This is a genomic window from Bacteroides pyogenes DSM 20611 = JCM 6294, assembly GCF_000428105.1.
GTDB classification, from domain to species: Bacteria; Bacteroidota; Bacteroidia; order Bacteroidales; family Bacteroidaceae; genus Bacteroides; species Bacteroides pyogenes.
In genome coordinates this window covers 171,364-190,613 of record NZ_ATZH01000008.1, presented here as the reverse complement: position 1 = coordinate 190,613, position 19,250 = coordinate 171,364, and the positions used below count along the sequence as shown (strand labels likewise).

General features: G+C 47.9%; 18 protein-coding genes and 3 pseudogenes. 16 read left to right on the top strand and 5 right to left on the bottom strand.

The features are described from left to right. Positions 1-239, bottom strand: a pseudogene (locus tag C234_RS0101840) (ISL3 family transposase); the annotation flags it as partial. A gap of 348 nt (positions 240-587) precedes the next feature. On the opposite strand from C234_RS0101840, the gene C234_RS0101835 reads away from it, so the two are divergent. Further along, positions 588-1,559 carry a type I phosphomannose isomerase catalytic subunit gene (locus tag C234_RS0101835; protein WP_027324362.1) on the top strand — a complete coding sequence of 324 codons (972 nt, stop codon included), beginning with the start codon at positions 588-590 and terminating at the stop codon, positions 1,557-1,559. 31 nt (positions 1,560-1,590) lie between these two features. Here the strand turns inward: C234_RS0101835 and C234_RS0101830 are convergent, their stop codons facing one another. The 3 genes from C234_RS0101830 to C234_RS0101820 are packed head-to-tail and all read right to left on the bottom strand — an operon-like array spanning position 1,591 to position 2,444. Further along, the gene (locus C234_RS0101830; protein WP_027324361.1) at positions 1,591-1,842 is read right to left on the bottom strand and encodes a hypothetical protein; all 252 of its coding nucleotides are present in this window, start codon (positions 1,840-1,842) and stop codon (positions 1,591-1,593) included. A 3-nt stretch (positions 1,843-1,845) separates the two neighbouring features. Further along, entirely contained in the window at positions 1,846-2,208 is a 363-nt protein-coding gene (locus C234_RS0101825) for a phage holin family protein (protein WP_027324360.1), read from the bottom strand. A 26-nt stretch (positions 2,209-2,234) separates the two neighbouring features. Then, a complete protein-coding gene (locus tag C234_RS0101820) occupies positions 2,235-2,444 on the bottom strand; it encodes a YtxH domain-containing protein (protein WP_027324359.1) in 210 nt (69 codons plus the stop codon). 192 nt (positions 2,445-2,636) lie between these two features. Between C234_RS0101820 and C234_RS0101815 the strand changes: the two genes are divergently transcribed. The 11 genes from C234_RS0101815 (at position 2,637) to C234_RS0101760 (ending at position 13,499) form a co-directional block, all read left to right on the top strand. Then, positions 2,637-3,407 (top strand): SDR family NAD(P)-dependent oxidoreductase, encoded by a 771-nt coding sequence (locus tag C234_RS0101815; protein ID WP_027324358.1) that lies wholly within the window; start codon positions 2,637-2,639, stop codon positions 3,405-3,407. A gap of 113 nt (positions 3,408-3,520) precedes the next feature. Then, positions 3,521-4,012, top strand: coding sequence for an SPOR domain-containing protein (locus C234_RS0101810; protein WP_027324357.1), 492 nt, complete (start codon positions 3,521-3,523; stop codon positions 4,010-4,012). A gap of 1,005 nt (positions 4,013-5,017) precedes the next feature. Continuing rightward, positions 5,018-5,923: a PCMD domain-containing protein gene (locus tag C234_RS0101800; protein ID WP_248596471.1), complete on the top strand. Its 906-nt coding sequence runs from the start codon at positions 5,018-5,020 to the stop codon at positions 5,921-5,923. A 56-nt stretch (positions 5,924-5,979) separates the two neighbouring features. Continuing rightward, the gene (gene ruvX, locus C234_RS0101795) at positions 5,980-6,396 is read left to right on the top strand and encodes a Holliday junction resolvase RuvX (protein WP_027324354.1); all 417 of its coding nucleotides are present in this window, start codon (positions 5,980-5,982) and stop codon (positions 6,394-6,396) included. 63 nt (positions 6,397-6,459) lie between these two features. Further along, a complete protein-coding gene (def, locus tag C234_RS0101790; protein WP_027324353.1) occupies positions 6,460-7,014 on the top strand; it encodes a peptide deformylase in 555 nt (184 codons plus the stop codon). Positions 7,015-7,091: 77 nt separating this feature from the next. Beyond that, positions 7,092-9,119, top strand: coding sequence for a tetratricopeptide repeat protein (locus tag C234_RS0101785; protein ID WP_027324352.1), 2,028 nt, complete (start codon positions 7,092-7,094; stop codon positions 9,117-9,119). 84 nt (positions 9,120-9,203) lie between these two features. Beyond that, the gene (gene thrS, locus C234_RS0101780; protein ID WP_027324351.1) at positions 9,204-11,144 is read left to right on the top strand and encodes a threonine--tRNA ligase; all 1,941 of its coding nucleotides are present in this window, start codon (positions 9,204-9,206) and stop codon (positions 11,142-11,144) included. A gap of 74 nt (positions 11,145-11,218) precedes the next feature. Then, the gene (infC, locus tag C234_RS0101775; RefSeq protein ID WP_027324350.1) at positions 11,219-11,824 is read left to right on the top strand and encodes a translation initiation factor IF-3; all 606 of its coding nucleotides are present in this window, start codon (positions 11,219-11,221) and stop codon (positions 11,822-11,824) included. Between the two features lie 68 nt (positions 11,825-11,892). Next, positions 11,893-12,090 carry a 50S ribosomal protein L35 gene (gene rpmI, locus C234_RS0101770; RefSeq protein ID WP_027324349.1) on the top strand — a complete coding sequence of 66 codons (198 nt, stop codon included), beginning with the start codon at positions 11,893-11,895 and terminating at the stop codon, positions 12,088-12,090. 98 nt (positions 12,091-12,188) lie between these two features. Further along, on the top strand, positions 12,189-12,539 hold the full coding sequence (rplT, locus tag C234_RS0101765) for a 50S ribosomal protein L20 (RefSeq protein WP_027324348.1): 351 nt from the start codon (positions 12,189-12,191) through the stop codon (positions 12,537-12,539). Positions 12,540-13,253: 714 nt separating this feature from the next. Continuing rightward, on the top strand, positions 13,254-13,499 hold the full coding sequence (locus C234_RS0101760) for a hypothetical protein (RefSeq protein WP_027324347.1): 246 nt from the start codon (positions 13,254-13,256) through the stop codon (positions 13,497-13,499). 71 nt (positions 13,500-13,570) lie between these two features. Here C234_RS0101760 and C234_RS0101755 read toward each other — a convergent pair whose 3' ends face one another. Continuing rightward, positions 13,571-14,188, bottom strand: a complete 618-nt coding sequence (locus tag C234_RS0101755) for a superoxide dismutase (RefSeq protein WP_027324346.1) — start codon at positions 14,186-14,188, stop codon at positions 13,571-13,573. A 198-nt stretch (positions 14,189-14,386) separates the two neighbouring features. Between C234_RS0101755 and C234_RS0101750 the strand changes: the two are divergent. From C234_RS0101750 to nspC, 4 genes and pseudogenes are all read left to right on the top strand, one after another. Beyond that, a pseudogene (locus C234_RS0101750) lies at positions 14,387-16,349 on the top strand (ATP-dependent helicase); the annotation flags it as partial. Between the two features lie 212 nt (positions 16,350-16,561). Further along, positions 16,562-16,723, top strand: a pseudogene (locus C234_RS18225) (hypothetical protein); the annotation flags it as partial. Between the two features lie 23 nt (positions 16,724-16,746). Continuing rightward, complete coding sequence (locus tag C234_RS0101745; protein ID WP_027324344.1) at positions 16,747-17,415, top strand: glycine zipper domain-containing protein; 669 nt, start codon at positions 16,747-16,749, stop codon at positions 17,413-17,415. Between the two features lie 658 nt (positions 17,416-18,073). Beyond that, on the top strand, positions 18,074-19,213 hold the full coding sequence (nspC, locus tag C234_RS0101740) for a carboxynorspermidine decarboxylase (RefSeq protein ID WP_027324343.1): 1,140 nt from the start codon (positions 18,074-18,076) through the stop codon (positions 19,211-19,213). The last annotated feature ends 37 nt before the right edge of the window (positions 19,214-19,250 follow it).

Below are 19,250 nucleotides of genomic sequence, written 5' to 3'. Positions count from 1 at the left end.
ACTTTGCAATGAATATAGCAATGGTGCTGAAAGAAATTGAGGTGACGCCATGTCTTATCGAGAGTATCGTAAGCAGTAGATTGGCTGCCATCCGGAGCTGTAAACAGAAAGCCCTTTTCAAAGGCAAGCCATAAGTGCAGTTCTTTTGTGCCGCTTTCATTTATTTGAAATTCGGCACGAATTACGCTCCAAGGGGATTGCAGCCCCAATGCAGATGTGAAGATTTCCTTGCTGTCCATAATGCAAAGATAGGGATTTTTGTGAGCCTACCCACACGATTCGTTATAGAGCCATTATTCCAATTAAATGTAGGGTATGCTTTAGGAAAGTTTAGCGTTCGGGCGAATCGCTTGTATTCTTTTTGTGTTTTTTCTTCTTAAAAAAGTGTTCTGTGATATTTCCATCGTTTTAAAAAGCAAAATCCTTTTACAACGATATCAGAGTGGGCTTTATGTGGGCTTTTTTGGTCTTTTTGCATGGTTTTTTTAGTTTTGTTTCATGCGATTGAACTATTTTTTTGTATGTTTGTCCCGGAGTTTTACAACTCCTGAAGAATTTAATCTAAAGTTTATAACAAGAAAAACAAAATGTATCCATTAAAATTCGAATCTATCCTGAAGCAGACTCTTTGGGGAGGCGATAAGATTATTCCGTTCAAGCGTTTGAATGCTGACTTGAAAGGAGTCGGAGAAAGTTGGGAAATTTCCGGTGTAGAAGATAATGAATCTGTAGTAGCCAACGGGCCGGATAAAGGTCTTACGCTGACCGATATGGTCAGGAGATATCGCGATGAATTGGTCGGGGAAGCGAATTACGCCCGTTTCGGGAATAAATTTCCGTTGCTCATTAAATTTATCGATGCCAAACAAGATTTGTCTATTCAAGTTCATCCTTCCGATGAATTGGCGAAAAGACGTCATAATTCAATGGGTAAAACTGAAATGTGGTACGTAGTGGATGCCGATAAGGGAGCTAAATTGCGTTCCGGTTTTTCAGAAGAGATTACTCCGAAAGAATATAAAGAACGTGTGTTGAACAACACAATTACCGATGTTTTGCAAGAATATGAGATCCATCCCGGCGATGTGTTTTTCCTTCCTGCGGGGCGGGTGCACAGCATCGGGGCAGGCGCGTTCATCGCAGAAATACAGCAAACTTCGGATATTACTTACCGTATTTACGATTTCAATCGTAAGGATGCCGAAGGGAAGACGCGCGAGTTGCATACCGATTTGGCCCGTGAAGCCATTAATTATGAAGTGCTGGATGATTATCGCACTAAATACGAAATGTTGCAAGATGAACCGGTAGAGTTGGTGGCATGTCCGTATTTCACTACTTCTCTTTACGATATGACCGAAGAGATCAGTTGCGATTACTCGGAGCTCGATTCATTTGTGATATTCATCTGCGTAGAAGGATCTTGCCGGATGAAAGACAATGAAGGCAACGAATTTACTTTGGATGCCGGCGAGACTGTCTTATTGCCTGCCACTACGCAAGATATAACGATTGTACCGGACGCCGAAGGGGTTAAGCTGTTGGAAACATACGTGTAAGAAGAGAGAGGTTTTTATCTCTTCGTTTTTCTTATTTTCTCAGAAAGCGGCGCAATTTGCGCATAATTTTGACTCCTATCATGAAACCCTCGAATATGGCGGCACCGGTATTAAACGCACGCACCATTGCACCAGCTTTCGTTGTAACGGGAGCAAGTGGGGCAAATAAAGCACGCGCGGTGTTTGCCATTTCTTTTTTTTGAGCGCGAAGTTCAACTTCAATGTTTTTTCTGCGTTGAACAATTTCTTCGATAGTAAATTTACGAGGCGTTTGCGTGTTCATGGTTTAGTCGTTAGAATCGGTTATAAATAAATTTGCCAGAAAGTTTACCATTGGAGCAATGATCAGCCGTTTGCGAAGGGCCGCTACGATTGCGATGAGCAGAATGTTGACCCCCGCTATGATGGCAAAGCTGGTTGTTAATCCTCCTACTAACGGCTCCAACACGTAAGCCAGGGCGAAGAGAAGATAAAACAGAGCTATCATGCCTAAGATGATGAGTATTAAAATGGTGATTAGAGTTGAGATAAGGATACTTAACTTTTCGACTATCTCCAGTTTGGTGTATTCTTTTTGAAGTTTAATATATTTTTTTACTTCAGAAAACAACTGCTGAAAGTTTTCAATACTTTTGTCGCTTGCAAACATGATCGCTCTGTTTTATTGGTTTTTAATTATTCTCCTACCTTGTCTTTGATTTCAGCCGCAATCTCGTCTACAAGATCTTCCATATCGTTGCGGTTGAGTTTGATTCCTTTTTTACGCAGAATCTCTACGATTTTACTGCGGGTGTCTTCTCCTTTTTCCGGAGCGAATAAAAGACCCAGCGCCGCGCCTACGGCTGCGCCGCCTAAGAAAGCTGCCAATACATTTAATCCTTTCATGATATATACGTTTTTAAATGGTTATGTATACCTTTATAACATATTTACAGGTCGGTTGTTCTGCCAAAGTTCGGAAAACCTTTTGTTTTATAATTTTTTTTCTTTTCGGGTTTAATCTTATTTAACTACACTTCGATGCTAATGAATATCTGTCGGGATGTATTTTTGTATCAATATCGTAAAACAGACAAGATGAAAAACAAAATTGTTTTTATCACCGGCGCCAGCAGTGGTATCGGTGAAGGGTGCGCGCGTAAATTCGCCTCGCAGGGATGGAACTTGATTTTGAATGCCCGTACCGTTTCTAAGCTCGAAGATCTGAAAGTTGAATTGGAACAGGCTTATGGCATACGTGTATTCGTATTGCCTTTCGATGTGCGCGATCGCACTTTGGCGGTAAAGCAGCTGGAGAGTTTGCCGGACGAATGGAAGCCGATCGATGTATTGGTGAACAATGCGGGGCTGGTCATCGGGTTGGACAAAGAGTTCGAAGGCGATTTGGACGAATGGGATGTCGTGATCGATACCAATATAAAGGCTTTGTTGTGTATCACCCGCCTGATTGTTCCCGGCATGGTAAAGCGCGGAAAGGGACACATCATTAATATCGGGTCGATTGCCGGAGATGCCGCTTATCCGGGCGGAAGCGTTTATTGCGCCACCAAGGCGGCGGTGAAGGCTCTTTCGGACGGTTTGCGGATCGATTTGGTAGATACGGCGCTGAGAGTGACAAACATCAAACCGGGCATGGTGGAAACGAACTTTTCGGTTGTCCGCTACCGGGGCGACAAGCGCGCGGCCGACGATTTCTATGCAGGCATCCGTCCGTTGAGCGGCGACGATGTTGCCGAAACCGTATATTTCGCGGCTTCGGCTCCCGCGCATGTACAGATAGCCGAGGTACTTTTGATGCCGACCAATCAGGCTACGGGTACTATTTCTTACAGGAAAAGGAAAGAATGAGCGTTTTTTCGTTCGTTTTCTTTGTAGGATGATAAAAATTCTATTATTTTGTTCCCTGAAATAGAAAATGAATAGACAAAGATATTGAAGTATTAATTAAAAACGTATTAATTATGAAGAAATTGTTTGTATTTGGGATGGGTATATGCTTGGTGCTGGCATTTACGTCTTGTAAGTCCAGTGAGAGTGCCTATAAGAAAGCTTATGAGAAAGCAAAACAACAAGAATTGGCCGAGCCGCAAGTGGATGCTCCCGTTGAAGTGACACCGGTGGTTGCCGCTCCTGTCGCACCTAAAGCTGTCGATGTTACGGGTGTTCGTCAGGAAAAAGTTACTGTGGTTTCCGGAGAAGATGGCTTGAAAGATTATAGTGTAGTGGCAGGAAGTTTCGGTGTGAAAGCGAATGCCGACGGCTTGAAAGAATGGTTGGACGGACAGGGTTACCAATCTACGATTGCATTTAATGCCGAGAAAGCGATGTACCGTGTGATTGTAAGCTCGTTTGCAGACAGAGATTCTGCGGCGGCCGCCCGTGATGCCTTCAAGGCTAAATATCCGAACCGTTCGGATTTTCAAGGAGCCTGGTTGTTGTACCGCCTCTATTGATTTCTTTTTGGTAATATATCGGAAAGCGTGTTGATTCTTTCCGAATTAAAAGGCAGTAGCTGTGAAGTTACTGCTTTTTTGTTGCGTTATGGGTAAGCCTTGCCTTCATTAAACCCTTTGCCTTCTACTAAAAGAAGTTATAAAACGAGCGAATAAAACTTTATAGAAAAAGAAAGTTTTATATTTGCCCGTTCTTTGACTTGCAAATGCCTGCGGGATTGCTTTGCGTCGGTTCATCGATTTCGAGACCGCTACACGAGGGAGAGACTTTTGTTCGCGGCTTGGGAAAGAAAAACTTCGTCGGTGGGAAAGAGAAACTTCTTCGGTGTGAAATAGAAGCTTCGTTGTTGGGAAATAGAAGCTTCGTTGTTGAGAAATAGAAGCTTCGTTGTTGGGAAATAGAAGCTTCGTTGTTGAGAAATAGAAGCTTCGTCGTTGGGAAACAAAAGCTTCCCTTTAGTGCAAAAGTTTCCCCGTTGTGAAACAAAAGTTTCCCCAGTGTGAAACAAAAGTTTCCCCAGCATGAAACAAAAGTTTCCCCGTTGGGAAACAAAATGAAACAAACGCTCTTCTTGCGGCAGGTAAGGTAAGCCCGCATCTTGTCTTCGCTTTCCGTTATTCAGCCTTCAGGCTGTCTGCATAAGCGTGTAGACGGAAACGGCAAGATATACGGTTCGTTTAACATCGGGTTCGATAAGCGTTTTTGCAGTGCCACAATCGTTCGGATCACCCGGCGAAAACAAATGGTGCCCGGCTGTAAACCGTTTCCGTAGGGAAGGAGAAAGCTTTTGTGTTTCGGCTCGGAGCCTTTGGGATGATCCCAAGCGAGCGCGAAGCGAAAGGTTGCATCGCCGATACCGTATGTCGGCCCGCCGTTTTCGGAAGCGTGAGAGTAATTGCAAGAAGAAGTTGAGAATAAAGGTAAAAGGAGCAAAGGAATATATGGAACGGAAAACAATTTGTTTTTTCTCATTGGTGTGGTGCGTGTCGTTTGCCTGCTGCTTTATGGCGAATGCGCAGCAAAAGGCGGAAACGATACCGTTTGGCGACATGAACCAATGGATAGACCGGCAGATAAAAGAGTCGGGGGTGATCGGGGGAAATGTGAAGAATGTGTATGAGATAGGTCCCGCCGCCGTGATTAAAGGCGACGCTGCTTATCAGAACATGGGAGGCTCGCCGTGGGCTACCTCGAACGTGATGGCGAAAGTGGCGGGAATCACCAAAACGAACACGTCCGTTTTCCCCGAAAAGCGGGGCGACGGGTATTGCGCCCGGCTCGATACACGGATGGAAAGCGTGAAGGTGCTCGGAATTGTCAACATTACGGTATTGGCCGCAGGGTCTGTGTTCACCGGATCGGTGCACGAGCCGATTAAAAGCACGAAGAATCCCCAGAAGATATTGCAGACAGGCATTCCGTTTACCGGGAAACCCGTGGCGCTTCAATTCGACTATAAGGTGAAAATGTCCGACCGCGAAAACCGTATACGCGCCACCGGATTCAGCAAAATCACCGATGTGGCGGGAAAAGACTACCCGGTTGCCGTCTTGTTCCTGCAAAAGCGTTGGGAAGATGCGCAAGGGAATATATACGCCAAGAGGGTAGGTACCATGGTTACCTATTTTTATCATTCGACCGACTGGGTGAACAACGCCTCCTTCCGCATACTGTACGGCGATATAACGGATTCTCCCCACTACAAGCCGCACATGATGCGTCTGCAAGTGTCCGAAAATTATACGGTAAACAGCAAGGGAGAGAGCGTGCCCATACACGAGGTGGCATGGGGAGATAAAGACGACTTGCCCACTCATCTCTACATTCAGTTTGCTTCGAGCTACGGAGGAGCCTATATCGGTTCGCCCGGAAATTCGTTGTGGATAGACAACGTGAAGCTGGTCTACTGATTTAAAAACATCGTTTCCTTTCGTCGTAAGCTTCTTTTTTTGTATTTTTGCGCGCAATGAGCAGAATTGTAGCAATAGATTATGGAAGAAAGCGTACAGGCATTGCCGTAAGCGATGTAATGCAGTTGATAGCCAACGGGTTGACCACCGTGCCTACGCATCAGCTGCTCAACTTTCTCGGCGAATATATAGCCAAAGAGCCTGTCGAACGGCTTGTGGTAGGATTGCCCAGGCAAATGAACCATGAAGTTTCCGAGAACATGAAACATATCGAGCCGTTCGTGCGTTCATTCAAGAAGCGTTTCCCGCAGATACCTGTGGAGTTTGCTGACGAACGTTTTACGTCTGTTCTCGCACACCGCACGATGCTGGAGGCCGGACTGAAGAAAAAAGACCGGCAGAACAAAGCGTTGGTGGACGAAATAAGCGCTACTATCATTCTTCAGACCTATCTCGAAAGCAGACGCTTCTGACGGAAGAAAGGCGAAAAAGGCTCACATAGCAAAAAAATAACGATTTAATAACTCAAAAACAGTATGATTTTACCTATTTACGTATATGGACAACCCGTCTTGAGAAAAGTGGCGGAAGATATCGCACCGGATTATCCGAATTTGAAAGAATTGATTGCAAACATGTTCGAAACGATGGAGAATGCCGACGGTGTCGGACTTGCCGCTCCCCAGATCGGATTGCCCATCCGTGTGGCGGTTATTACGTTAGATCCGCTGTCGGACGAATATCCGGAGTTTAAAGATTTCAGCAAGGTCTACATCAACCCTCATATTCTCGAAGTGAGCGGCGAGGAGGTAAGCATGGAAGAAGGCTGCCTGAGCCTGCCGGGTATTCACGAGACGGTGAAGAGAGGAGACAAAATCCGCGTGAAATATATGGACGAGGATTTTGTGGAGCACGAAGAAGAGATAGAAGGCTATCTCGCCCGTGTGATGCAGCACGAGTTCGACCATCTGGATGGAAAAATGTTTATCGACCACATATCGCCGTTGCGCAAGCAAATGATCAGGGGGAAGCTGAACGCGATGCTGAAAGGCAAGGCTCGCAGCTCCTATAAGATGAAACAGGTGAAATAAAGATAAAAAACGTTTATATTTCAGCCGAGTGGCTGAAAAGCATTATTTTTGCTTCAGTAACCAAGCCTGCAAAGCCGATGATGAAAAGAATACTGATAGCCTTATTTTTGTTTCCCGCACTGGTTTGTGCCCAGATAAACACAGACCGGGTGATGACTATTGCCCGAAACGCTCTTTATTTTGAAGACTACGTATTGTCTATTCAGTATTTCAATCAGGTAATCAACGCCAAGCCTTATTTGTATGAACCTTACTTCTTCAGGGCATTGGCGAAATTGAACCTCGAAGACTACCGGGGAGCCGAAGCCGACTGCGACGAAGCCATCCGTCGGAATCCTTTCGTCGTAGGCGCGTATCAGGTGCGCGGACTGGCGAGGATACGGCAGAACAACTTCGACGGAGCTATCGGCGACTATCGGGAAGCGCTGCGATACGCCCCCGAAAATATTACCCTGTGGCACAACCTGACATTATCCCACATTCAGAAGAAAGATTACGACGCCGCCCGTACAGATCTGGAGAGCCTGCTGAAGATATCTCCGCGCTATACCCGGGCTTATCTCATGAGGGGCGAGGTTTCTTTGCAGCAGAAAGATACGTTGGCGGCTTTGAAAGATTTCAATCTGGCGCTCGAGCTGGATAAATACGACCCTGATGCTTGGACGGCGAGGGCGATCGTGAAATTGCAGCAGGCGAAATATGCCGAGGCGGAGGCGGACTTCGACGAGGCTATCAGGCTGAGCGTGAAGAGTGCGGGCAACTATATCAACCGGGCTCTCGCCAGATTTCACCAGAACAATCTCAGAGGGGCGATGAGCGACTATGACCTGGCTTTGGATATGGACCCGAATCATTTTATCGGCCATTACAACCGCGGGCTGTTGCGCGCAAGGGTGGGAGACGACAACCGCGCCATCGAGGATTTCGACTTTGTCATCCAAATGGAACCGGACAATATGCCGGCTGTCTTCAACCGCGGACTGCTTCGTGCCCAGACAGGCGATTTCCGGGGCGCCATCAAGGATTATACGACTGTCATCGAACAGTATCCGAACTTCCTTGCCGGATATTACCACCGGGCGGAAGCGCGTAAGAAAATCGGCGACAGGAAAGGAGCCGAACAGGATGAGTTCAAGCTACTGAAAACTCAGTTGGACAGGCAAACCGGAGGGAATACAAAAGATGTTGACCGCAACAAAGACGGGGAGCAGAACGACGAAAGCGAAGGAAGCACCCGCAAGAAGTCGGATAAAAACATGAACAACTACCGGAAGATTGTCATTGCCGACGACTCCGAAACGGAACGACGCTATAAGAGCGACTATCGCGGACGTGTGCAGAATAGGAACGTAAACATTACTCTTGAGCCGATGTTTGCTCTTACTTATTATGAAAAGACAAGCGAGGTGAAGCGTACGGTGAATTTCCACAAGTTTATTGAAGACCTGAACCGTTCGGGGATATTGCCCCAACGGCTTCGTCTGACGAACATGGAAGCTCCGCTTACGGAGGAGCAGGTGAATGATCATTTTGCGCTGATCGATACCCATACTTCGGCTATGGTGGAAGACGAAAGCAACGCGGTGAAACGTTTCGCACGCGCGATGGATTTCTATCTGGTGCAGGACTTCTCGAGCGCGATTTCCGATCTTACTCAGGCCGTCCTGTTGGACGACGGCTTCTTCCCCGCCTATTTCATGCGAGCGTTGATACGTTGCAAACAGTTGGAATATCAGAGGGCCGAGCAGACGGCGGAGTCGGATATGGAAGCCGACAGCCGGTCGAAGGAATTTACTGCGATGGAGTACGACGCGGTGAAGAAAGACTTGGATAAGGTAATCGCTTTGGCTCCCGATTTCGTGTACGCTTATTACAACCGGGCGAACCTATCCGCCATGCTGAAAGACTACCGGGCAGCCATTGCCGACTATGATAAAGCCATCGAACTGAGTCCCGATTTTGCGGACGCTTATTTCAATCGCGGATTGACGCATATCTTTTTAGGCAATAATAAATTGGGAATCTCGGATCTGAGTAAAGCCGGCGAGTTGGGCGTCGTTTCCGCTTATAACGTCATCAAGCGTTTTACAGATCGATCTGAATGACATTTATTTGATAAAATAAACAGATAACTCAAAAGATTTCGCTATTTTTGCGACCGAATTATGAAAATATAACATCATCATATTATGATAAAGATAAAATTTCCCGATGGCTCCATTCGGGAGTACAATAAAGGAGTAAACGGCCTGCAGATTGCGGAGAGCATCAGCTCTCGTCTGGCGCAAGAAGTTTTGGCTTGTGGAGTGAATGGCGAAACGTACGATTTGGGGCGTCCCATTACTGAAGACGCCGATTTCGTGCTTTACAAATGGGAGGATGAAGAAGGAAAACATGCGTTCTGGCATACGAGCGCGCACTTGCTGGCGGAAGCCCTGCAAGAATTGTATCCGGGAATCCAGTTCGGCATCGGACCGGCTATCGAGAACGGGTTCTATTACGATGTAGACCCGGGCGAAGCGGTGATTAAAGAGGGAGACCTCGCTGCGGTTGAAGCCAAAATGATGGAGTTGGTTGCCAAGAAAGAAGCCGTTGTGCGGCAGAGCATTTCGAAGGCGGACGCCCTGAAGATGTTTGGCGAGCGCGGTGAAACATACAAGTGCGAACTTATTTCCGAACTTGAAGACGGACACATCACGACCTACACTCAAGGAGCTTTCACCGACCTTTGCCGCGGTCCTCACCTGATGACGACCGCGCCCATCAAGGCCATCAAGCTGATGACCGTGGCGGGCGCATACTGGCGCGGACAGGAAGACCGTAAAATGATGACCCGCATATACGGCATCACGTTCCCGAAAAAGAAGATGCTCGACGAATATCTGGCGCTGCTTGAAGAAGCGAAGAAGCGCGACCACCGCAAGATCGGCAAGGAGATGCAGTTGTTCATGTTCTCCGAAACGGTAGGGAAGGGGCTTCCGATGTGGTTGCCCAAAGGTACGGCGTTGCGTTTGCGCCTGCAGGAGTTCCTGCGCCGCATCCAAACCCGCTACGATTATCAGGAAGTCATCACTCCGCCCATCGGGAACAAGCTGCTTTACGTCACTTCCGGACACTATGCGAAGTACGGAAAAGATGCGTTCCAGCCTATACATACGCCGGAGGAGGGTGAAGAGTACTTCCTGAAACCGATGAACTGCCCGCACCATTGCGAGATTTACAAGAACTTTCCGCGTTCTTACAGGGATCTTCCGTTGCGTATCGCGGAGTTCGGCACCGTGTGCCGGTACGAGCAGAGCGGAGAACTGCACGGGCTGACCCGTGTGCGCAGTTTCACGCAAGACGACGCGCACATATTCTGCCGCCCCGATCAGGTGAAAGATGAATTCCTGCGGGTGATGGATATTATCTCCATCGTGTTCCGCTCGATGAATTTCGCCAATTTCGAAGCCCAGATCTCTTTGCGCGACAAGGTGAACCGTGAGAAGTACATCGGAAGCGATGAAAACTGGGACAGGGCGGAACAGGCCATCATCGAAGCTTGCCAAGAGAAAGGATTGTCTGCCAAAATAGAGTATGGCGAAGCCGCTTTTTACGGACCGAAGCTCGACTTTATGGTGAAGGATGCCATCGGACGCCGTTGGCAGTTGGGTACTATACAGGTTGACTATAACTTACCCGAGCGTTTCGAGCTGGAGTATATGGGAACCGACAATCAAAAACATCGTCCCGTAATGATTCATCGCGCGCCGTTCGGATCGATGGAACGTTTTGTCGCCGTGCTTATCGAGCATACGGCAGGCAAGTTCCCGTTGTGGCTCACCCCCGACCAGGTGGTTATCCTGCCTATCAGCGAAAAATTCAACGATTATGCCGAACAGGTGAAGATGTATCTGAAGACGCACGAAATACGCGCTACCGTCGACGACCGCAACGAGAAAATCGGCCGCAAGATTCGCGACAACGAAATGAAACGCATCCCTTACATGCTTATTGTCGGTGAAAAAGAAGCCGAAAACGGCGAAGTTTCTGTGCGTAAGCAGGGTGAAGGTGATAAAGGAACCATGAAATTCGAAGATTTTGCTAAAAATATCAACGAAGAAGTTCAGAATATGATAAATAAATGGTAACTTTGCAGCCGTTTCGTATAAATATATTTAGTAGAATAACAATTAAAGTACAAATCAGGAAGTAAAAGTTTTTAATGAAGAATGACACTTTAAAAGGGCAGTACAGAATCAACGAACAGATTCGTGCCAAGGAAGTCCGCATTGTGGGCGATGATATCGAACCTAAGGTATATCCTATTTCTCAGGCACTGAAGATGGCCGAGGAAAAAGAATTGGATCTTGTAGAAATTTCACCCAATGCCCAACCCCCTGTTTGTCGTATTATTGATTATTCCAAATTCCTTTATCAGTTGAAGAAACGCCAGAAGGAACAGAAAGCGAAACAGGTAAAGGTGAACGTGAAGGAAATACGCTTCGGCCCTCAGACCGATGATCACGATTACAACTTTAAGCTGAAACACGCCAAGGGATTTCTGGAAGACGGAGACAAGGTGAAGGCTTATGTGTTTTTCAAAGGACGTTCGATTCTGTTCAAGGAACAGGGCGAGGTGCTGCTGCTGCGTTTTGCCAACGACCTTGAAGATTATGCGAAAGTAGACCAGATGCCGGTGCTCGAAGGAAAGCGTATGACTATCCAGCTCTCTCCGAAAAAGAAAGAAACTCCGAAGAAGCAAGCTCCGAAGCCCGCACAGCCGTCTCCGAAGGCTGCCAAGCCGGAGGCGGATAAAGAACAAGAATAAAGAAGAGTGCGTAACGCGCAGGTATAGTGCGTTGCCATTATATATTTAATAATTTAAAAATAACTAAGATGCCAAAGATGAAGACTAACTCCGGTGCTAAAAAAAGGTTTGCCCTTACCGGAACAGGTAAAATCAAAAGAAAGCACGCTTTTCACAGTCATATTTTGACTAAGAAATCCAAGAAGAGAAAAAGAAACCTGTGTTATTCTACGACTGTTAATGGAGCAGACATGAACCAGGTGAAAGAACTCTTAGCGATGAAGTAATCGAAAGCGTGAGCGTATTATTAAAGTATTAACCGAATGCATTAGCCTGAAGTTCGTTGCGTGAAGTAACGGCGCTAACATTCAAAAACAGTAAAACTATGCCAAGATCAGTAAATCATGTTGCTTCAAAAGCAAGAAGAAAGAAAATTTTGAAATTGACCAGAGGTTACTTTGGTGCAAGAAAAAATGTATGGACCGTAGCTAAGAACACTTGGGAAAAGGGTTTGACTTACGCGTTCCGCGACCGTAGAAATAAGAAAAGAAACTTCCGCGCTCTTTGGATACAGCGTATCAATGCTGCCGCACGTCTCGAAGGAATGTCTTATTCACGTTTGATGGGCGGTTTGCACAAAGCCGGTATTGAAATAAACCGTAAAGTATTGGCCGATTTGGCGATGAACCATCCCGAAGCTTTCAAAGCTGTAGTGGCAAAAGCGAAATCTGCTTAAGTTTCAATAGCTTATGATTTACAGAAGAGCCGACCGGCTGTAAAAAGCGGTTCGGCTCTTTCTTTATTTGAGGGGCAGGCTGAAAGCGTTGTTCGATGCCACCTTTTGGCAAAAGCGATCTTGTTCTTTCTTTGTCGAAGTGGTCTGAAAGCGTTGTTCGATGCCGCCTTTTGGCAAGAGCGATCTTGTTCTTTCTTTGTCGAGGCGGTCTGAAAGCGTTGTTCGATGCCGCCTTTTGGCAAGAGCGATCTTGTTCTTTCTTTGTCGAGGCGGTCTGAAAGCGTTGTTCGATGCTGCCTTTTGGCAAAAGCGGTTCCGCTCTTTTCTCTGTTCGAGGTTTGTGTGCAGGCAGCTGTAAAAAGGAGTTTAGAAACAAATCTTGCTTTTTGTTTGCTATTCTCGAAGATTCTTATTACATTTGTGATGTAAAAATATTAGCCGTATCGACTGGATCGGGAAACTCATCAATTAAATCTGGTAAACCGAGAACGCTTCGGTCTCCAATGGCGGGCCACAATTCCTTCGGGAAGCTTTAAGCCAGTGGATTACAAAGGGGAAGAGCACTCAAATCTTGTTCTATCAGAGTTTCATCACATCGTCGGTGCGGCTTTCTTATACTCCCGCCCGAAGGGAGGGCTTATGTAAATTTTTCAGTTGCCGGAAGTTCTCCGGCTTTTCTTTTTTCCATTATTCAAGCTTCCGTCGGGTAGAAGAATGTTTGCCAACGGAAAGACAGGAGGAGGAGCTTTCGGAATGAAACAAAAGCTCCGTCGGAGTGAAATTAAGCTCCGTCGGATGAAGCAAATGTTCCGTCGGATGAAGCAAAAGCTCCGTTGGATGAAACAAATGCTCCGTTGGATGAAGCAAAAGCTCCGTTGTAGCGAAACAGAGGCTCCATCGGGGTGGAACAGAGGCTCTATATGGGCAAACAAAGGCTGTGCGTTTGCGGATAATAAATAAGGGGCTGTCGTTTTTCCGGACAGCCCCTTGGCGTATGCAGGCAGTATTTGCCTTTTTTCGTTTCCTATCGGTTAGAATCTTTTTTCCACTACCTCCCAATCGATGATACTCCACAGGTCTTTGATGTGATCGGCGCGGCGATTCTGGTAGTCGAGGTAGTAAGAATGTTCCCATACGTCGAAACCGAGAAGCGGTTTCAATCCTGCGCGCATCGGGTTGCTTCCGTTTCCTTCTTTCGTGATATGGAGCTTTCCATTCTTGTCTGCCGACAACCAAGCCCATCCTGAACCGAACAGACCGACAGCAGCGGCGCTGAACTCTTTCTTGAAGTTTTCGAAGCTTCCGAAATCGCGTTTGATAGCTTCTCCCAATTTCCCGCCCGGCTCATTCTTAGAAGGCTTCGGTGCAAATTGAAGGAAATATAGGGTGTGGTTCAATACTTGGCCGGCGTTGTTGAAAATCGCACCGTCGGGTGCCGATACTACAATCTCTTCTAAGCTTTTGCTTTCGAATTCGGTGCCCGGAATGAGGCTGTTGAGATTGTTAACGTATGTTTGTAAGTGCTTTCCGTAGTGGAAATCTATTGTTTGCTGACTGATTACAGGTTCCAAAGCATTGTTTGCGTATGGAAGTTTTGGCATTTCATGAGTCATAGTTATCATTATTAAAGAAATTAATATAGTGTTCATAATTCTCCGTTTTTATTGATATATTATAGTAACGGTGTTCTTGCCCGAATTGTTCATCCCCGTTTGTGAAAGGCAACCTTAAAATAATACAAAACCCCTTTATTCTCGCAATAATAGTTTATTTTTGTCCTGTCGGATTCTTCGTGGCAATGCGCCCATACGGAGCGGATCCGTCGGGACGATTTTAGGACAATGAGCATGGATACCAAATATAGAGACGAATTGAATGATGGCCAATACGCTGCGGTGGTTTATAACGACGGTCCCTCGCTGGTGATAGCCGGCGCCGGTTCGGGAAAAACGCGCGTGCTGACGTATAAGATTGCTTACCTGCTGGAGGAAGGGTATCAGCCGTGGAATATACTCGCGCTGACTTTCACCAACAAGGCCGCGCGCGAAATGAAAGAGCGTATCGCCCGAAGGGTAGGTGCCGAAAAGGCGCGCTACCTGTGGATGGGCACGTTCCACTCCATCTTTTCGCGCATCCTGCGTGCGGAAGCGCAGCATATCGGGTTCACTTCGCGGTTTACCATCTATGACGCTGCCGACACCAAAAGCCTCCTGCGGTCTGTTATCAAGGAGATGGGGCTGGATGAGAAGGTGTACAAGCCCGGGCTTGTGCAGGCGCGCATATCGAACGCGAAGAATCATCTGGTGCTTCCGGCGGGATATGCCGCCAACAGGGAAGCTTACGAAGCGGACAGGGCGGCGAGGGTTCCGGCAATACGCGATATATATAGGATGTACTGGGAGCGTTGCCGACAGTCGGGGGCTATGGATTTCGACGACTTGCTGGTGTACACATACATGCTGTTCCGCGACTTTCCGGAGGTGTTGGCACGCTATCGCGAGCAGTTCCGTTATGTCTTGGTAGACGAGTATCAGGACACGAATTACGCCCAGCATACCATCGTGCTGCAACTTACCGAGGCGAACCGCCGGGTTTGCGTTGTGGGCGACGATGCCCAGAGCATCTACTCTTTCCGTGGCGCGGACATCGATAATATTCTTTATTTCACGAAGATATATCCCGAAACCAAAGTCTTTAAGCTGGAGCAGAACTACCGTTCCACACAGACGATCGTGAGCGCTGCCAACAGCCTGATCGAGAAGAACGAGCGGCGGATACCGAAAGCCGTATTCTCCGAAAAAGACAAGGGAGAACCCATAGGCGTGTTTCAGGCATACAGCGATGTGGAAGAAGGGGAGATCGTGGTGAACAAAATAGCCGGTCTGCGCCGCGAGTATGCGTACGGATACGGTGATTATGCCGTATTGTATCGCACGAATGCCCAGAGCCGTATCTTTGAAGAGGCGTTGAGGAAGCGCGGCATACCGTATAAGATCTACGGGGGACTCTCTTTCTACCAGCGCAAAGAGATAAAGGATGTGATAGCTTACTTCCGTCTGGTGGTGAACCCCGACGATGAGGAGGCGTTTAAGCGGGTGGTCAACTACCCTGCGCGCGGAATCGGCGAGACTACCGTGGGAAAAATCATATCGGCCGCCACGGCTCATGGGGTGAGCCTGTGGCAGGTTGTGTGCGAGCCGCTGGCATACGGGCTCGAAATTCACAAAGGTACGCATGCCAAGCTGCAAGGCTTCCGCGAGCTGATAGAGAGCTTTATCGCCGATCAATCCGAGAAGAACGCTTACGAGGCAGGAACGGATATCATTCGACGGTCGGGCATCATGAACGAGCTGTATCAGGACTCGTCGCCCGAGAACCTGAGCCGTCAGGAAAACATTCAGGAGCTGGCAAACGGGATGAATGACTTTTGCGCCTTGCGGCAGGAAGAGGGCGACCCGAATATCTCCCTGATCGATTTCTTGTCTGAAGTGTCGCTGTTCTCCGACTTGGACACGGACGAAACGGATGAGGGGGAGAAAGTAACGCTGATGACGGTTCATTCCGCCAAGGGATTGGAGTTCAAGAATGTGTTCGTGGTGGGGCTGGAAGAAAACCTGTTCCCGAGCGGTATGGCGGGAGATTCTCCCCGTGCGCTGGAAGAAGAGCGCCGGCTGTTCTATGTCGCCATCACCCGTGCCGAGGAGCATTGCTTCTTGTCTTTCTCGAAAACCCGTTTCCGGTACGGAAAGATGGAATTCGGAACTCCCAGCCGTTTCCTCCGCGATATAGACACCCGCTACCTTAAACTCTCCTCCGCTCATTCCGTAAGCCGGCAGCCCGAACGGTTGTATCACCGAGAGGAGGTTGCAGGCTCCGAGCTTCCGAGAAAACTGAAGAAGGTGACCGTCGCGCTTGCCGACCGTTCTCCCGCTTCGCAAGCTCCGGCAGCCATGCATGGATTGCAGGGCGCAGGAATGGAGCAAGGCACATCGGGGATGGAAGGGGCTCCGGCAAACATGTATGGATTGCGGGCGGGGCAGAGGATAGAGCACGAACGTTTCGGTTCGGGAGATGTGCTGAAAGTAGAGGGAAGCGGCGATAACGCAAAGGCCACCATCCGTTTCGAAAATGTAGGCGAGAAACAGCTGTTGCTGCGTTTTGCACGCTTTAAAGTAATCGAATGAATTAAATTAAAACGACGAATATGATGAACAGACAATTGACATCCATTTTATTGGCCGCTCTTTTATTGAGCGGATGCGCGTCCGGCCGTATGTGTAATCCTGCTGCTATCGGTGTGGGAGCCTCTATCGGAGGAAACATCGGCGGTGCCGTGGGCGGAATTATCGGAGAAAGCGAAGGAGGCTGGAGAGGCGGATATCGCGGTTCGGCCATCGGAACGATTGTGGGTACGGTTGCGGGAGCCGCCATCGGGCATGTGATGACCGCTCCTAAAGAAGACAGGATAGAGGAGAGGGGGTATACCCCTGAGGTTGTGGAACGATACCCTTCGGCACAACATGCCGTTTCGCATTTAAAACTGCGCAAGCTTCGCTTTATCGACGACAATCGGAATCATGTGATCGATGCCGGTGAGAACTGTAAGATTATCTTTGAGGTGATGAACGAAGGGGATCGCCCCGTATACAACATCGTTCCGGTGGTGGAAACGGTAGGTAAAGTCAGATACATCGGCATTTCCTCTACCGTGATGATCGAAGAGATTCTTCCGGGCGAAGGCATTAAGTACACGGCTACCGTTTATGCCGGGAAAAAACTGAAAGACGGAGAAGTGTTATTCCGTGTGGCCGTAGCGCAAGAGGATGGAAAGATCTATGACATTCAGGAATTTTCGTTGCCTACACGGGGACGTTAGCCTGGCTGTTGGTGCTGACATTTGCATCTGTTGCCGCTGACATTTACATCTGTTTTCGCATTTACACCGCGAACGAACATCGACGTCAGCCTGCCTGTTGTCGCTGATAGGAGTTCGGCTGTGTCTGCGCAGATGTTCGGACGGTGAACGCTATATTCCTGTGCGGTGGGAATATTGTCCGGCGCAAAGCTGAAAGGGCTTACAATGTTGTCCGTGTCGTGCTCGCAGTTTGCGGGAAAGGTTCGCAGCGGTAATGCTAAAGTAGTTTTCCTGCGGTGAACGCTCTATTCCTGTGCGGTGGGAATATTGTCCGGCGCAAAGGTGAAGGGGCTTACAATGTTGTCCGTGTCGTGCCCGTAGTTTGCGGGAAAAGCAATAGCGGCGTGGTTCGACCAAACTATCTGATTCCCGGACTCATATTTATAGTTGCCGGGAGTTACTGATGATTCTCGGGCCGAACAAACTTTCGGACATCACCGACTTTCGGTTTCAGCGTATCATCAGGCAACTCGGACTCAGGTTAACAAACTCTCGGACCCGGGCAAATTAATTTCGGGTTTTGGAACAAAAGTTTTACTTTTTATTGTAAGTTTGCAACTCAATTCATGCAGATAAAGTGACTGTGAATTTGAATCACAATCATCTTACCGATATAATTATGATAGATTTTACACAATTTCCTTCCCCTTGCTACATCATGGAGGAGGAGCTTCTGAGAAGAAATTTGAGTTTGATAAAAAGCGTTGCCGACCGTGCGGGGGTAGAGATTATTCTTGCTTTCAAGTCATTTGCCATGTGGCGCTCTTTCCCCATATTCCGCGAATATGTAGACCATTCTACCGCAAGCTCCGTATACGAGGCCAGTTTGGCTTTCGAGGAGTTCGGAAGCAAGGCGCATACCTATTCGCCTGCGTATACGGAGGAGGATTTCCCCGATATTATGCGTTGCAGCAGCCACATCACTTTCAACTCTCCCGGTCAGTTCCGGCGTTTCTACCCGATGATAGAGGCCGATGGCAACCGTATCTCCTGCGGCATTCGCGTGAATCCGGAGTACTCGGAGGTGGAGACGGAGCTTTATAATCCCTGTGCGCCCGGAACCCGCTTCGGGATAACTGCCGACCTGTTGCCCGACGTATTGCCGCATGGCATAGAAGGGTTTCATTGCCATTGCCACTGCGAATCCTCGTCTTTTGAACTGGAGCGCACCTTGCATCACCTGGAGAAAAAGTTCTCCCGTTGGTTCCCTCAGATAAAATGGCTGAATCTGGGAGGAGGACATCTGATGACCCGCAAAGACTACGACACAGAGCATTTGATCCGTCTGCTGAAAGAGTTGAAGTCGCGCTATCCTCATCTGCGGATTATCCTTGAACCCGGCTCAGCCTTTACCTGGCAAACGGGAGTGCTGACGTCCGAAGTGGTGGATATTGTAGAAAATCGAGGCATTAAAACGGCTATTCTGAATGTGAGCTTTACCTGCCACATGCCCGACTGCCTCGAAATGCCCTATCAGCCGGCAGTGCGCGGAGCCGAGGCGGGAAATGAAGGAAAATACATCTACCGCTTGGGAGGCAACTCCTGTCTGAGCGGCGACTATATGGGATTTTGGAGTTTCGACCACGAACTGCAAACGGGCGAACGCATCATATTCGAAGACATGATTCACTATACGATGGTGAAAACCACAATGTTCAACGGTATCCATCATCCTGCCATCGCTTTATGGACGAAAGAAGGAAAGGCACAGATATACAAACGTTTTTCTTATGAAGACTATCGCGACAGAATGAGTTGATTATCAAAACAATTGTTTTTACGGTGCTCAGGCTGCT